The 13,720-nt window shown below is 71.6% G+C and carries 15 protein-coding genes; 5 read left to right on the top strand and 10 right to left on the bottom strand.

Features of this window, described 5'->3' with window-relative positions; all coding sequences use genetic code 11:
* Position 1 precedes the first annotated feature (1 nt).
* From ABTX60_RS28720 to hypE, 3 genes are read left to right on the top strand one after another with little or no spacing between them, the layout of a single operon-like run.
* Complete coding sequence (locus tag ABTX60_RS28720; RefSeq protein ID WP_352099915.1) at positions 2 to 322, top strand: HypC/HybG/HupF family hydrogenase formation chaperone; 321 nt, start codon at positions 2 to 4, stop codon at positions 320 to 322.
* Positions 319 to 1,464 (top strand): hydrogenase formation protein HypD, encoded by a 1,146-nt coding sequence (gene hypD, locus ABTX60_RS28715; protein WP_352099914.1) that lies wholly within the window; start codon positions 319 to 321, stop codon positions 1,462 to 1,464. Before ABTX60_RS28720 ends, hypD begins: the two co-directional genes overlap by 4 nt.
* The gene (gene hypE, locus ABTX60_RS28710; RefSeq protein ID WP_502992415.1) at positions 1,457 to 2,527 is read left to right on the top strand and encodes a hydrogenase expression/formation protein HypE; all 1,071 of its coding nucleotides are present in this window, start codon (positions 1,457 to 1,459) and stop codon (positions 2,525 to 2,527) included. Before hypD ends, hypE begins: the two co-directional genes overlap by 8 nt.
* 55 nt (positions 2,528 to 2,582) lie before the next feature.
* Here the strand turns inward: hypE and hypA are convergent, their stop codons facing one another.
* From hypA to ABTX60_RS28665, 9 genes are all read right to left on the bottom strand, one after another.
* Complete coding sequence (gene hypA / locus ABTX60_RS28705; RefSeq protein WP_352099913.1) at positions 2,583 to 2,933, bottom strand: hydrogenase maturation nickel metallochaperone HypA; 351 nt, start codon at positions 2,931 to 2,933, stop codon at positions 2,583 to 2,585.
* A gap of 7 nt (positions 2,934 to 2,940) precedes the next feature.
* Entirely contained in the window at positions 2,941 to 3,132 is a 192-nt protein-coding gene (locus ABTX60_RS28700) for a hypothetical protein (RefSeq protein ID WP_352099912.1), read from the bottom strand.
* Positions 3,133 to 3,167: 35 nt separating this feature from the next.
* Positions 3,168 to 3,374, bottom strand: a complete 207-nt coding sequence (locus ABTX60_RS28695) for a hypothetical protein (protein WP_344455147.1) — start codon at positions 3,372 to 3,374, stop codon at positions 3,168 to 3,170.
* 42 nt (positions 3,375 to 3,416) lie between these two features.
* Positions 3,417 to 4,013 (bottom strand): DUF5947 family protein, encoded by a 597-nt coding sequence (locus ABTX60_RS28690; protein ID WP_352099911.1) that lies wholly within the window; start codon positions 4,011 to 4,013, stop codon positions 3,417 to 3,419.
* Positions 4,010 to 4,561: a NifU-related iron-sulfur-binding protein gene (locus ABTX60_RS28685; protein WP_352099910.1), complete on the bottom strand. Its 552-nt coding sequence runs from the start codon at positions 4,559 to 4,561 to the stop codon at positions 4,010 to 4,012. The genes ABTX60_RS28690 and ABTX60_RS28685 overlap by 4 nt, the downstream gene beginning before the upstream one ends.
* The gene (locus ABTX60_RS28680) at positions 4,554 to 6,347 is read right to left on the bottom strand and encodes a nickel-dependent hydrogenase large subunit (protein ID WP_352099909.1); all 1,794 of its coding nucleotides are present in this window, start codon (positions 6,345 to 6,347) and stop codon (positions 4,554 to 4,556) included. Before ABTX60_RS28680 ends, ABTX60_RS28685 begins: the two co-directional genes overlap by 8 nt.
* A 64-nt stretch (positions 6,348 to 6,411) precedes the next feature.
* Complete coding sequence (locus ABTX60_RS28675) at positions 6,412 to 7,500, bottom strand: NADH-quinone oxidoreductase subunit B family protein (protein ID WP_352099908.1); 1,089 nt, start codon at positions 7,498 to 7,500, stop codon at positions 6,412 to 6,414.
* 1 nt (position 7,501) lies between these two features.
* Positions 7,502 to 9,094, bottom strand: coding sequence for a hypothetical protein (locus ABTX60_RS28670; protein WP_352099907.1), 1,593 nt, complete (start codon positions 9,092 to 9,094; stop codon positions 7,502 to 7,504).
* A 237-nt stretch (positions 9,095 to 9,331) separates the two neighbouring features.
* Positions 9,332 to 9,796, bottom strand: a complete 465-nt coding sequence (locus ABTX60_RS28665; RefSeq protein ID WP_352099906.1) for a DUF6069 family protein — start codon at positions 9,794 to 9,796, stop codon at positions 9,332 to 9,334.
* Positions 9,797 to 9,965: 169 nt separating this feature from the next.
* Between ABTX60_RS28665 and ABTX60_RS28660 the strand changes: the two genes are divergently transcribed.
* Positions 9,966 to 11,642: an NAD-dependent malic enzyme gene (locus ABTX60_RS28660; RefSeq protein WP_352099905.1), complete on the top strand. Its 1,677-nt coding sequence runs from the start codon at positions 9,966 to 9,968 to the stop codon at positions 11,640 to 11,642.
* A 156-nt stretch (positions 11,643 to 11,798) separates the two neighbouring features.
* Here the strand turns inward: ABTX60_RS28660 and ABTX60_RS28655 are convergent, their stop codons facing one another.
* The gene (locus ABTX60_RS28655) at positions 11,799 to 13,019 is read right to left on the bottom strand and encodes a glycoside hydrolase family 88 protein (protein ID WP_352099904.1); all 1,221 of its coding nucleotides are present in this window, start codon (positions 13,017 to 13,019) and stop codon (positions 11,799 to 11,801) included.
* Positions 13,020 to 13,246: 227 nt separating this feature from the next.
* Here ABTX60_RS28655 and ABTX60_RS28650 point away from each other — a divergent pair, with 227 nt between their 5' ends.
* Positions 13,247 to 13,699 carry a hypothetical protein gene (locus tag ABTX60_RS28650; protein ID WP_352099903.1) on the top strand — a complete coding sequence of 151 codons (453 nt, stop codon included), beginning with the start codon at positions 13,247 to 13,249 and terminating at the stop codon, positions 13,697 to 13,699.
* The last annotated feature ends 21 nt before the right edge of the window (positions 13,700 to 13,720 follow it).

The raw sequence follows: 13,720 nt of genomic DNA, 5'->3' as shown, positions 1-13,720 counted from the left end.
CATGTGTTTGGCAGTGCCCGGAAAGGTCGTGTCCATCGACGACAGTGCCGATCCCCTCACCGGGCTGATCGACTTCGGCGGCGTGCAGAAACAGGCGTGCCTGGAGTACGTGTCCGACGTGAAGGTGGGTGAGTACGTCATCGTGCATGTCGGTTTCGCGCTCCAGCGTCTGGACGAGGAGTCGGCCCTGGCTTCCTTGAAGCTGTTCGAGGAACTGGGGCTGCTGGAGGAGGAGTTCGGGGACGCCTGGGAGCAGGCGGCCGAGGAGGCGGGCGCCGCCGCGGTGACGGAGCCCCAGGACAGCGGGAGTGAGGCCCGGTGAAGTACATCGACGAGTTCAACGACCCCCAGCTGGCCCGGCGCCTGCTGGACGAGATCCGCACCACCGCCACCCGGCCCTGGGCCCTGATGGAGGTGTGCGGCGGCCAGACCCACTCGATCATCCGGCACGGCATCGACCAACTGCTGCCCGAACGGGTCGAGTTGATCCACGGGCCCGGCTGCCCGGTCTGTGTCACCCCGCTGGAGGTCATCGACAAGGCGCTGGAGATCGCCGCCCGGCCCGGGGTGATCTTCTGCTCCTTCGGCGACATGCTGCGGGTGCCGGGCACCGACCGCGACCTGTTCCGGGTCAAGGGCGAGGGCGGCGACGTGCGCGTGGTGTACTCGCCGCTCGACGCCCTCGAGCTGGCCCGCCGCAACCCGGACCGGGAGGTGGTGTTCTTCGCGATCGGCTTCGAGACCACCGCCCCGGCCAACGCGATGGCCGTGCACCAGGCGCGCCGGCTCGGCCTGTCCAACTTCAGTCTGCTGGTTTCGCATGTGCGGGTGCCCCCGGCCGTCGAGGCGATCATGACGGCACCGGAGTGCCGGGTGCAGGGCTTCCTCGCCGCCGGGCACGTGTGCAGCGTGATGGGGATGGCCGAGTATCCGGAGCTGGCCGAGCGGTTCGAGGTGCCGATGGTGGTGACCGGCTTCGAGCCGCTGGACATCCTGGAGGGGATCCGCCGGGCGGTCCGCCAGCTGGAGCGCGGTGAGCACCGGGTGGAGAACGCCTACCCGCGTGCAGTGCGCGAGGAGGGCAACCCGGCAGCGGTGCGGATGATCGAGGAGGTCTTCGAGGTCACCGACCGGTCCTGGCGTGGCATCGGGCGGATCCCGGCCAGCGGCTGGCGGCTGACCGACGCCTTCCGCGCCTACGACGCCGAGCACCGCTTCGACGTGAGCGGGATCCGCACCGAGGAGCCCGCCGAGTGCCGGGCCGGCGAGGTGCTCCAAGGCCTGATCAAGCCGACCGAGTGCGCCGCGTTCGGCACCACCTGCACCCCGCGCACCCCGCTCGGCGCCACCATGGTCTCCAGCGAAGGCGCCTGCGCGGCCTACTACCTCTACCGCCGCATGAACACCCCGGCCCCGCAGGCCATCGGGGCCACCTCCCGGGAGGAGGCGACCCCCGTTGCCTGAGCGCGTCATCGATGTGGTCGACCCGGCCAACTGGACCTGCCCCGCCCCGCTGCGTGACCAGGGGGTGGTGGTCATGGGGCACGGCGGCGGGGGCGCGCTGTCGGCGGAGCTGATGGAGCAGATCTTCACCCCCGCCTACGGCAACGCCACCCTGTCCGGTCTGGCCGACTCCGCGGTCCTCGAACTGGGCGGCGCGCGGCTGGCCTTCTCCACCGACTCCTACGTGGTCCGGCCGCTGTTCTTCCCCGGCGGCTGTCTGGGCGACCTCGCGGTCAACGGCACCGTCAACGACCTCGCGATGAGCGGCGCGCGGCCCGCGTACCTCTCCGCCGCCTTCATTCTGGAGGAGGGCGTGGAGCTGACGGTCCTCGAGCGGATCGCGCGCTCGATGGGGGCGGCCGCCGAGGCCGCCGGGGTCACGATCGCCACGGGTGACACCAAGGTGGTGGAGTCCGGGCACGGCGACGGGGTGTACGTCACGACCGCCGGGGTGGGGATCGTGCCCGGCGGGGTGGACATCCGGCCCCAGCGTGCCCGGCCCGGGGACGCGGTCATCGTCAGCGGGCCGATCGGGCTGCACGGCGTGGCGATCATGAGCGTGCGGGAAGGACTGGAGTTCGGGGTGGAGGTCGCCAGCGACACCGCGCCGCTGGCGGATCTCGTGGCGGCCATGCTGGCCGTCACCCCGGACATCCATGTGCTGCGCGACCCCACCAGGGGCGGCCTCGGCGCGTCCCTCAACGAGATCGCCCGTGCCTCGGGGACCGGGGTCCGGTTGCGGGAGCGGGCGATCCCGGTGCCGGACGCGGTGGCGAACGCCTGCGGGTTCCTCGGGCTCGATCCGCTGTACGTCGCCAACGAGGGGCGGCTGGTCGCGTTCGTGCCGCCGGCGCGGGCGGAGGAGGTGCTGGCGGCCATGCGGGCCCATCCGCAGGGAGCCGGGGCGACGCTGATCGGCGAGTGCGTCGCCGAGCATCCCGGGATGGTGGTGGTCGCCACCGGTCTCGGCGGGACGCGGGTGGTGGACCTGCCGCTCGGGGAGCAGCTGCCGCGCATCTGCTGAGCACAGAGGAGCGAAGGGCCCCGCCGACGCGTCGGCGGGGCCCTTCGTCCGTTCGCTAGGCCGGTGCCGGTTCGATCCCGGCGATCTCCAGCTCACGCCCGCTGCGCAGGTCGCTGGAGGGCTGGTCGCAGCGCGGGCACCAGAAGAACGGGGGCATGCCCACCGCGAACTCCTCGGCGCACGCGCCGCACCAGGCCTGGGCGGGGATCTGCTCGACGACGAGCCGTGCGCCCGCGAGGGACGTGCCGTCGCGTGCCACCTCGAAGGCGAAATCCAGGGCGTCGGGGACGACGCCCGCCAGCTCGCCGACCCGGACGGTCACCTGCGAGACGGTGTTCGTCCCGTCCGCCCGGGCCAGCTCGCCGGCCCGCTCGACGATCGCGGTCGCGATCGACAGTTCATGCACGGCGCGCTCACGGGTAGCGGTGGCCGGCGCGGAACCCGCCCGCCATCCGCCAGATCCGCGCCTCGCGCCTCAGGCTGGGCCACTCCCAGCACAACAGGGCCAGGACCGCGCCGCCCACCAGGACGGCCTCGGTCTTCAGCACCCGCTGCCCGCTCATCCCGCCCCGCCTGCGCATGACGGTTCTGCCTACTCGTTTCATTGCGGCGACTCCCTGCTCGTTCGCGTCACGATGTGTCATCCGGGCGAGATGTTCGGCATGGTCTCGGCGAGGGCGTCATGCCGTTTCCAGTGGATCCCGGTGGAGCGGCGCGCGTCGGCGGTGCCGTCCGCGTGGTGCCCCTTCTGCTGCTGGCGCGGTCCCTTGTTGCCCTGGTGCATCCCGGCGACGTGCCGGGGGGTGTCGGGCTTCGCCTGGGGCCGGCCCACTCTGATGCTGCCCATGGGGTGCTCTCCTTCCTCGCCTCCGACCTGCGGAGTGCGTGGCTATGGCCGCTCGGTGAGGTCCTCGAAGAACTGCCGGACGGCCGGCCAGACCCGGCCGCCGCCCGACAGGCCGCGCCACTCCCGGCGTACGACGGCGACCATCCGGTAGCAGTCGTCGATCGGCACGATCCAGTGGTGGTCGAGGCCGTGGACGGTGTTCACCAGCAGGGCCTCCACATCGGGTTCCACGGTCGCGAGCGGTGGACACGTCCCGGCCGCCTTCTGCCAGGCCGCCGCGTCCACCTCCCACCGCATGGCTCCCGCCGGGCTCGGGCCCTCGGCGGTGACGGTGCCGTCGGCCCGGGGCACGAAGAAGACCAGGCCGACCGGTACGCCCAGCGCGGCCGTGTCGACCTCCGGCAGCCGGACCCGGCGCCGGGGCACGAGCCGGTACTGGCCGTCCCCCGCCGCCGCGTCGGCGAACAGCACCGAGCAGGGGCCGCAGGCGCAGCGCACCTCCTCCTGCCCGGTGTCGTACAGGTGGGCGTGCTCGTCGGCGACCGGTGCGGCGCACAGGTCGCACACCTCCCGCTCGGCCGCCGCCGTGCGGTCGGCCGAGGAGCGGATGAGGCGGGCCAGTGCCCCGTCGGTGGTCACGGTGCGCCCCGGTGCGTCAGCGTGGTCAGGGGAACGAAGGCGGGGGCCGTCTCGGTCAGGGGCTCCACCGCCGTCAGCTCGGGAGCCACGGCGAGCACCGCCGCGCGGACCGCGTCCGTGACCTCCGACCCCCCGCTGCCGCAGCCGGACCCGCAGCCGCCGCCGCCCTTCGTCACACGGACCCGGGCGACCTGCCCTTCGACCCCGGCCCACTCCACGTCGCCGCCCCGCTCCCGGACGGCGGGCCGCAGCCGTTCGACCGCGCGGGCCGCCCGGCGTTCGGCGGGCTCGGGGTGGATGTCGTGCAGCACCATGAGGTGCCCGAGCAGCTCGTCGTCGGCGAGGCGCCCGGCCAGTGCCTCGTCCGCCTGGTCCAGGACGCGGGCCAGGGCCTCGCCGTAGACCTCGGTCAGCAGGGCCACCGCCTCGGTCGCGGAGCGGGTCGTCGGCCCGGGGGCGGACTCGAGGCTTTCCAGCGCCTGGTCGAGCCGGGCGAGCCGGGCCTCGACGTCCGGGTCGGCCAGCCGTGCGCCGGCGGCCTCAGCCATGGTTCGCCCCGTACGTCGGCGAGTGCAGGGTCGTCAGTGTCTTGCCCTTGCCGACGTACATGTGCACACCGCACGGCAGACACGGGTCGAAGCTGCGGACCGTGCGCATGATGTCGACGCCCTTGAAGTCGTCCGGCCCGTTCTCCTCGAAGATGGGCTGGCCCTGGACGGCGTCCTCGTAGGGGCCGGGGGTGCCGAACTTGTCACGCGGGCTGGCGTTCCACGGGGTGGGCGGGTACGGGTGGTAGTTGGCGATCTTCTTGTCCTTGATCACCAGGTGGTGGGAGAGGACGCCGCGCACCGCCTCGTGGAAGCCGCAGCCGATCGCCTCGTCGGGCACCTCGTAGTTCTCGAACACCTTGGTCTCGCCCGCGCGGACCATGCCCATGGCCTCTTCGAGGAACTGCAGGGCCATGGCGGCCGCGTAGGCGATGAAGTAGGGCCGGGCGCGGTCGCGTTCGATGGTGTTGCTCCACTGCGGGATGCGCCACTCCAGGGTGGTCTCCGGCAGCGACTCGCCCTTGGGCAGGGAGATGCGCACGCTGTGGCCGGTGGCCTTGACGTACGGGGTGTCGACCAGGCCGCTCAGCGCGGTCGACCACAGGCGGGCCAGGGGGCCGCCGCCGGTGTCGAGGGCGAGGTGGTCGCCGGTGCGCTGGTCGAACCAGCGGGGGCTCATCACCCAGCTGTACTTGTCGTCGAAGTCGCGCTTCTGCGGCACCGGGACGGTGGTCTGGTTCCAGGGGTGGCGCATGTCGACGGGGTTGCCGAGCGGGTCGTGGGTGACGAACGGCTGCTCGTTGACCCAGTCCTCGTAGTAGGAGCTGCCGAGCATGATGCGCAGGCCGAGGTTGATGTCGACGAGGTTGTTGGTGACCAGTTCGCCGTCGACGATGATGCCCGGGGTGACGTACATGTCCTTGCCCCAGGAGTTCATGTTCTCGTAGCGGTAGTCGACGGTCTGGGGGTTCTGGAAGGCGCCCCAGCAGCCCAGCAGGACGCGGCGGCGGCCGACCTCCTCGTAGCCCGGCAGTGCCTCGTAGAAGAAGTCGAAGACGTCGTCGTTCATGGCGACGGCCTTCTTCACGAAGTCGATGACCTTCATGAGGCGCGCGAGGTAGTCGGTGAAGACGGTCGGCTGCGGCATCGTGCCGACGCCGCCCGGGTAGAGCGTGGAGGGGTGGACGTGCCGTCCCTCCATCAGGCAGAACATCTCGCGGGTGATGCGGCTGACCTTCAGGGCCTCCTTGTAGACCTCTCCCTCGAAGGGGTTGAAGGCCTTCATGATGTCGGCGATCGTCCGGTAGCCGTGGATCTCGCCACGGGGTGCCTCGGTGCGTTCGGCGCGGGCCAGGACACCGGGGTTGGTGGCCTTGACCATCGCCTCGCAGAAGTCCACGAAGACCAGGTTGTCCTGGAAGATCGTGTGGTCGAACATGTACTCGGCCGCCTCGCCGAGGTTGACGATGTGCTCGGCCAGCGGGGGCGGCTTGACTCCGTAGGCCATCTGCTGGGCGTAGTCGGAGCAGGTGGTGTGGTTGTCGCCGCAGATGCCGCAGATCCGGGACGTGATGAAGCCCGCGTCCCGCGGGTCCTTGCCCTTCATGAACACCGAGTAGCCGCGGAACAGCGACGAGGTGCTGTGGCATTCGACGACTTCCCGGTTGGCGAAGTCGATCTTCGTGTAGATGCCCAGGTTCCCGATGATCCGTGTGATCGGATCCCAGGACATGTCCACGAGCTGTGGCGGCTTGCGGTCCGTGGGCCGCGCCTCGGTGGTGGTCATCTGCGGTACTGCCCCTCGCTGTCGGTGGTGTGTGGGGTGGTGGGCTTGCTGCGGGGAAGCCTCATCAGGCGCGCCAGTGGGGGTCGTAACCGCTGGTCAGCTTGCGCTGGTTGTGGCGCCATCGGGGCTCGTGGTTGACGAGCTCGTTGGTCATGCCGCGCAGTCGGCGCACGACGGCGCCGTAGGGCTTGATGACCAGGGACGACAGGGTGCTGCCCGGGGGCTCGTCCATGAACGGCATGAACGCGTCGGGGAAGCCGGGCATCGTGCAGCCGATGCAGATGCCGCCGACGTTGGGGCAACCGCCGAGGCCGCCCATCCACCCGCGCTTGGGCACGTTGCAGTTGACGACCGGACCCCAGCAGCCCGTCTTCACGAGGCACTTGGGTGAGTTGTAGTCCGTGGCGAAGTTGGCCTGCTCGTAGTACGAGCCGCGGTCGCAGCCCTCGTGGACCGTCTTCCCGAACAGCCACTGCGGGCGCAGCATGTGGTCCAGCGGCGGCGGGGGCGCGGAGCCGGCCGCGTGGTAGAGGACCCAGAGCAGGGTCTCCATGAAGTTCTCGGGCTGGATCGGGCAGCCGGGCACGTTGACGATGGGCAGGCCGGCTTGGGAGGTGTAGTCCCAGCCCAGGTAGTCGGCCAGGCCCATGCAGCCCGTCGGGTTGCCGGACATGGCGTGGATGCCGCCGAAGGTGGCGCAGGTGCCGGCGGCGACCACCGCCCAGGCCTTGGGGGCCAGTTGGTCGATCCACCAGTTGAGGGTCTGCGGCTCGCCCGTCTCCGGGTCGTTGCCGAAGGACGTCCAGTAGCCGTCGCCCTCGATGATGTTCTGGTTGGGGATCGAGCCCTCGATGACGAGGATGAACGGGCCCAGCTCGCCGCGTACGGCTGCACGGTAGGGCGCGAGGAAGTCCTCGCCGCCCAGGCTGGGCGAGAGCACCTTGTTGATGAGGTTCACCTTCGGCAGGCCCGGGATCAGCCCGAGCACCAGATCCTCGATGGAGGGCTGGTCGGCGGCGGTGAGGGAGACGGTGTCGCCGTCACAGCTCATGCCCTCGGAGATCCAGAGGATGTGGATCTCGTCGATGCCCTGCCGGACCTCGGACCGTTCGGGTTCCTTGCTGACTTCTTCGGTGCTGCTGTGGGTGGTCATGTCACTCGGCCTCCGCTGCGGGGGTCTCGGAGTCGGACGTGTGCCGCGCAGGAGCTGCGGCGGGAGCCGGTGCCGACGGCTCGTCCGGGGATCCGGCGGGCTCGAGGGGTTCGAGCTCGTCGGGCCGGAAGTAGTGGAAGCGGCCGTACCAGTGGTTCAGTTCGGCGGCCGGGTCGTCGTCGAGGGTGACGGCGAGGTGCACGCTGCCGTCCACGTCGTGGAAGACGGCGGCGACCTCGGCGGTCCGTCCGGCCAGGAACATGTCCTGGGCGTCGGCGCCGCGCCCCCGGGGGCGCAGCCGTACGCGGCTGCCGCCGCCGAGCCGGACACCGTCGACGAGCACGGTGTCGGTGGCCGGGGAGAGACCGTCGTCGGCACCTTCCTGCCACCAGGCGGGGCGGTCGGCGTGTGCCGTGGGGGTGACGGTTGCCGGGAAGGGGTCGACGGACGCCGTGGCTGGGCTGGCAGGTGTCGGGAAAGGGCCGGCGGGCGCCGTGGGGGTGGCCGGTGTCAGGGAGCGGACGGCGCCGTGCAGCCGTTCGAAGACTTCCTGCGGCATGGTGTCGACGCGGTCGAGGATCGCCGCCGCCCGTGGGTCGGTGGCGCGCGCCTCGCGCTTCTCCTCGTCGGTCAGCAGCATCGTGCGCAGGGTGAGGATCTCGTCGATCTCCGCGGCGTCGTGCAGGTCGCCCGGGCTTTCGGAGGCCACCTGGGGGTGGTCGGGCAGGATGATCGGTGCGGACAGCAGGACGTGTCCGGTGCCCCCGGCATCGCCCCCGAGCACGGGAAAGGTGAACTCGTTACGGCACGTGCGCACGGGTGCGTGCAGGTCCGCCGGTGGATCGATCAGCGAGACGAACTCCACTCCGTCGCCGCCGACGAGGGTGTGGGTGGCGATGAGGGCCCGGCGCAATGCCTCGTCGCGCGCGGTGCCCGGCCGGGGTGCGGGCGCGGTGTTCGCGGTGCGTACGCGGATCCGGCAGAGGTCATCGGCGAGCCGCTCGGCGGTGAGGGTGGTCTCGGCCCGGATCTCCTCCCGGCTGCGCACCACCCGCCCGATTCCGTCGGGCAGCGGCTCGACGTCCTCTCCCGCCGCGGCACCCACCGCGACGGTGCGTCCGCCGCGGAGGAGTTCGTCGAGCGGGGCCTCCACCTCGCACTCGCGCGGCAGGGCCTCGTCGAAGGTCAGATGCACCGTGCCGTCGTCGGTACGCAGCGACTCGACGGGACGGCCCGCTTCTTCCACCTGCTTGCGCTGCATCTGGAGGTAGCGGACCCGCACGCGTACGCGGGCGCTGTCCGGCCGCCGGATCCGCAGCAGGCACTCGGTCTGCTGGTACCAGGAGTCGGCGGAGCCGGAGACGCCGGGGAGGACGGGGCCGTCCGCCTCCACCCAGTCGCGGGGGAACAGCACGCCGAACTGCCAGCGGACGCGGTTCTTGGTGGAGGAGCGGCGGTAGGGGTAGAGGAGGTAGCCCTCGTAGAGGACGGCGTCGGCGACGGCGCTGAGCTGCTCGAAGACACCCGGGGACGGGCCTGCGCCGACCGTCGCGGCAGCGCCCTTCGTGCCGCCCCCGACCAGTGCCTCCGCCATCGCGCCTCCTCGTCCTTGTGTGCACGCGGTTCCTGTGTGCACGCGGTCCCTGAGTCCCTGTGCACGCGCATCCCTTCCACCACGGTCACACCGCTCATCCACGTTCGCCTCCTCCGGCGCAGCGTGATTGGGCTGTTCGGGGGGCAGGGTGGCGCCACCGTGCGGCGGCCCGGGTCGGGACACAGCGACGGGCCCGTCGGCGCCGAGGCGCGACGGGCCCGTTTCGGGGGTGCGGGGTCAGCGCTGTCCGTGGGCGAGCCTGCGGGCCAGCAGGGGGACGATGACCGCGGCGGCCACCACATGGGAGACGGCCAGGACGATCTGGGTGGACGTCGCGGTGTGCGGGGCGACGGCCGGGCCGGCCAGGGACAATGCGGTGAGCGCGACAGTGGTCACGGTGAAGGTGCGGGCGGGCTTCTCGGCCCAGCGGGCCAGGGCGACGGCCAGGACGATTCCGGCGACCGACCAGATCATCACTGCGCCGAAGAAGCCGCCGACCGGAAGCCTGGCGGCCTCGGTGGCCCCGGGACCCGCAGCCTCCATGGGGACACCGGCGGCCCGCGCGACGAGCGCGAACGCCTCGGTCACGACGGCACCGGCGAGGGTGGCCAGGACGCCGACCAGCCATACGGGGCGGGTGGCGAGAAAGGCGCTGCGGGACTCGGTCGGCGCGTGCGGAGTCTGAGGCGTCGTCACACTCATGTCACTGTCTCCTGAGGGGTGTCGGGCTCGGTGAGGCGTACGGAAGGGCAGACCGGGCGGCCGGGCGGAACTCATCGGTGGCGGGGGGACGTTTTTCCGAGGCCGGTGTTTCGCGCGGATGGCACACGTCACCCGCACGAACCGTCGCGTCACGGGAAGGCGTCACCTCATGGACCAGCCGACACATCACCCCCGCCCCACCACCAGCCCCGCCGTCGCGACCCTCGCCGACCCCCTGGTCACCAAGGGCACCGCCTTCAGCCGACGTGAACGCGAGGAGCTGGGCATCGACGGGCTGCTGCCACCGGCCGTGGAGACCCTGGACGAGCAGGTCGCCCGCGCCTACGAGGCGTTCCACGGCTACGACAAGCCCCTCAACCGCCACATCTACCTGCGGCAGCTCCAGGACACCAACGAGGTGCTCTTCTACCGCCTGGTCACCGAGTACCTGGAGGAGCTGCTGCCCGTGGTCTACACGCCCACGGTCGGCGAGGCCTGTCAGCGGTTCAGCGAGATCTACCGGCGGCCCCGCGGTCTGTTCCTGACCTGGGAGGACCGGCACCGTTTCCAGGACATCCTGCGCAACCGCCCGCACCGGGACCACGACGTGGACGTCATCGTCGTCACCGACGGCGAGCGCATCCTCGGCCTGGGCGACCAGGGCGTCGGCGGCATGGGCATCCCCGTCGGCAAGCTCAGCCTCTACACGGCGATCGGCGGCATCCACCCGGCCCGCACGCTGCCGATCCTGCTGGACGTCGGTACCGACAACGAGACGCTGCTCGACAACCCCCGCTACCTGGGCCGGCGCGCCCGCAGGCTGACCGGCGCCGAGTACGACGAGATGATCGAGGCGTTCGTCTCTGCGGTCGAGGCGGAACTCCCCGGGACGCTGCTGCAGTGGGAGGACTTCGCCACCGCCCACGCGCACCCGATCCTCGCCCGATACCGTGACCGGTTGCTCACCTTCAACGACGACATCCAGGGCACCGCGGCCGTCACGCTCGGTGCCCTGTCCACCGCGGCGGACGTGGCCGGCACTCCGCTGCCCGAGCAGCGTGTGGTGATCCTGGGCGCCGGATCGGCCGCCATCGGCGTCGCCGACATGATCCGTACGGCCATGGTCGACGAGGGGCTGCCGGAAGACGAGGCGACGGCGCGGTTCTGGATCCTCGACGTCGACGGACTGCTGGTGACCTCGCGTTCCGAACTGACCCCGCAGCAGCGGGCGTTCGCGCGTGACGACAGCGAGGTGACCGACTGGGACGGCACCGGCCTGGCCGAGGTCGTGCGCCGCGTGCAGCCGACGGCGCTCATCGGACTGTCGACGGCGCACGGCGCGTTCACCGAGGAGATCGTGCGGCAGATGGCGTCGACCTGCGAACGGCCCGTCGTCTTCCCGCTGTCCAACCCCACGTCGCACTCCGAGGCCGACCCCGCGGACCTCACCCGCTGGACCGACGGTCGGGCGCTGATCGCCGCCGGTTCGCCCTTCCCGCCGCTCACGGTCGACGGGCGTGAGGTACCCGTGGCGCAGTCGAACAACGTGTACGTCTTCCCGGCCATGGGCCTCGCGGTGACCGCGAGCGGGGCGACCCGGGTCACGGACCGCATGCTCGTGGCCGCCGCCCGGGCCGTCGCGCGGTGCGCGGTGCGGGCGGCGGACGGCGAGGACCTCCCCGTGCCGCTGCTGCCGCCGCTGACCGGGATGCGGGAGTCCGCCCGCGAGATCGCCCTGGCCGCAGCCCTCGCCGCCGTCGAGGACGGGGTGGCCCCGCAGGCGACCGAGGAGGAGCTGCGCGAGGCCGTCGCCCGGGCGCAGTGGACGCCTCGGTACGAGGACTAGGTCGTGTGCCGGTCCTCCGGGCCCGCGGTCGATGCCGGCGCCCCGGGCCACGCCGGTCGTCGGGCCGTCCGACGAGCCGCCGGAGGACGACCCACGAGCCGTGCGCCCGGCGGCGGAACAGGCCCACACGGTCGAGGTCCGACGGTCCCCTGCCGGTCAGACCGTGGAGAGGTCGATCGCCCGGTCGACGTCCTGTGGTCGCAGCACGCGCAGGATGCCCTCCAGCAGGTAGTAGTCGGCGTACGGGAGGGAGATCTCGACGCCGTCCTCGGCCGGGCGGTGGCGGGTACAGCGGGCCACCACCGCCTCCGCGCGGGCGGAGTTCCTCGTCAGGCAGGTCTCGGACAGAGCGGTGAGCAGCCGGAGCGCCACCTCGCGGTAGGCGTTCCGGCCGGTGGCCGCGGCCAGGTCGAGAAGGCCGCAGGCCATGACGGCTCCGGCGGACGCGTCCTTGATGTCGTGGGGCTGTTGCGGTGCCCGGTAGTCCCACACCGGGACGTGGTCCTCGGTCAGCGCGCCGATCGCGAAGTCGGCGAGTCTCCGGGCGGTGGCGAGGAAGTTCCGGTCGCCGGTCCTGCGGTACATCGTGGTGAATCCGTACACGCCCCATGCCTGCCCGCGTGACCAGCAGGACGTGGGGCTGTACCCCTGCACGGTGTTCGGGCCGATCGGGTCCCCGCTGCCCGGGTCGAAGTCGTAGACGTGCGGGGTGGACCCGTCCGGGCGCGGGAAGAACCGCTGGGTGGTCCTCGCATGCTCCACCGCGATGTCGAGGTACTTCCCGTCGCCGGTCTGTCGGCTCGCGAAGGCCAGCAGGTCCAGGTTCATCATCGTGTCGATGATGACGCGGCCGGCGTTGTTCGGGTCGTTCAGCGCACCCCACGCCCTGATGAACCGGCCGCGCGGGTTGTAGCGCCGGATGAGGGAGTCGGCCGCCCGCACGGCGCCCGTCCGCCACGTCTCGTCCCCGGTCAGCCGCCAGGCGGTGACCCAGGACGGGTAGAAGAGGAACCCGAGGTCGTGCGTGCCGGTGTCGAGCCGGCGCGGGGCCAGCTTCTCGGCCGAGGCCAGGGCGTGGGTGCGGAAGGTGTCGTCCTTGCTGTGGAGCCACGCCATCCACAGCGTCCCCGGCCAGAAGCCGCCGATCCAGTCGCCGTCCTGCGAGTAGGTCCACTTCTCGAATCTGGTGCCGACAGGGAAGGCGGTCACCTTCGGTGCGACGGCGTGAAGCTTCTCGACGGCGTAGTCGGCCGCCGAGCGGAGCGTGCGCAGGGCCGGTGCCGGAGTGCGGTCGGCGGCCGCGGCGGGTGCCGGAGAGGCACCGACGGCCGTGGCACCGGCCGCCGTGGCCAGCACAGTACGCCGGGAAACACTCATGCTGGTTCCTCCAACTGGTCAAGTGGAGAACGGAGTTGCCAGAGTTGCACGAGCGACGCGACGCTGTACAGCCACGTGTGCGATGTTCGTCAACGTGAACAAGGCGCACCGATAAGCTGATCATCATGGGGTACCAGGGGGCCGGAGTGCCGGTCGGAGCGGTGTGTCCGAGGTGTGGCGGTAGCCGGGTCCGGACGGTTGAGCAGGCGCGCGGCGGCAAGGGTGCGATGCGGGACGACCTGTTCGGCCGCCTGGCGCCGGGGCCGGACAAGGCCGGCGACGGGTGCGTGCACGTCGCGGAGGGCATGGTGCTGACCGGCATGGGCATCGCCTTCGCCTACGTCGGCGTGCACCAGGACAAGCCGTTGTACCTGGTGGGCGGGGCGGCGTTCGCTCTGCTCTGCCTCGTCGGGACCATCGTGGTCTCGCGGAGCGACGGCCGGGAGAAGGCCGCGGCCGAGGCCGGTGCCCAGCGCGCCGAGCGCTTGTGGAGGCCTGCGCACCACTGCTCCGACTGCTCCTCGGTGTTCTGCCCGGGCGGCGCCCCGTGGCAGGGAGCGCTCACCCCGGAGCAGTTCAAGAAGCTGGTGTGGGCCAAGGCCGGCTACGCCGACCAACTCCCCACGGGCGACAAGGCCAGGGACGCGGTGATTCCCTCGGGCGTCCTGCCACAACGGTGAGGCACGGGAGCGGCAGAACCA

The sequence above is a fragment of the Streptomyces sp. NPDC126510 genome (assembly GCF_040302345.1).
GTDB lineage: Bacteria > Actinomycetota > Actinomycetes > Streptomycetales > Streptomycetaceae > Streptomyces.
This window is presented reverse-complemented; position numbering and strand designations above follow the sequence as displayed.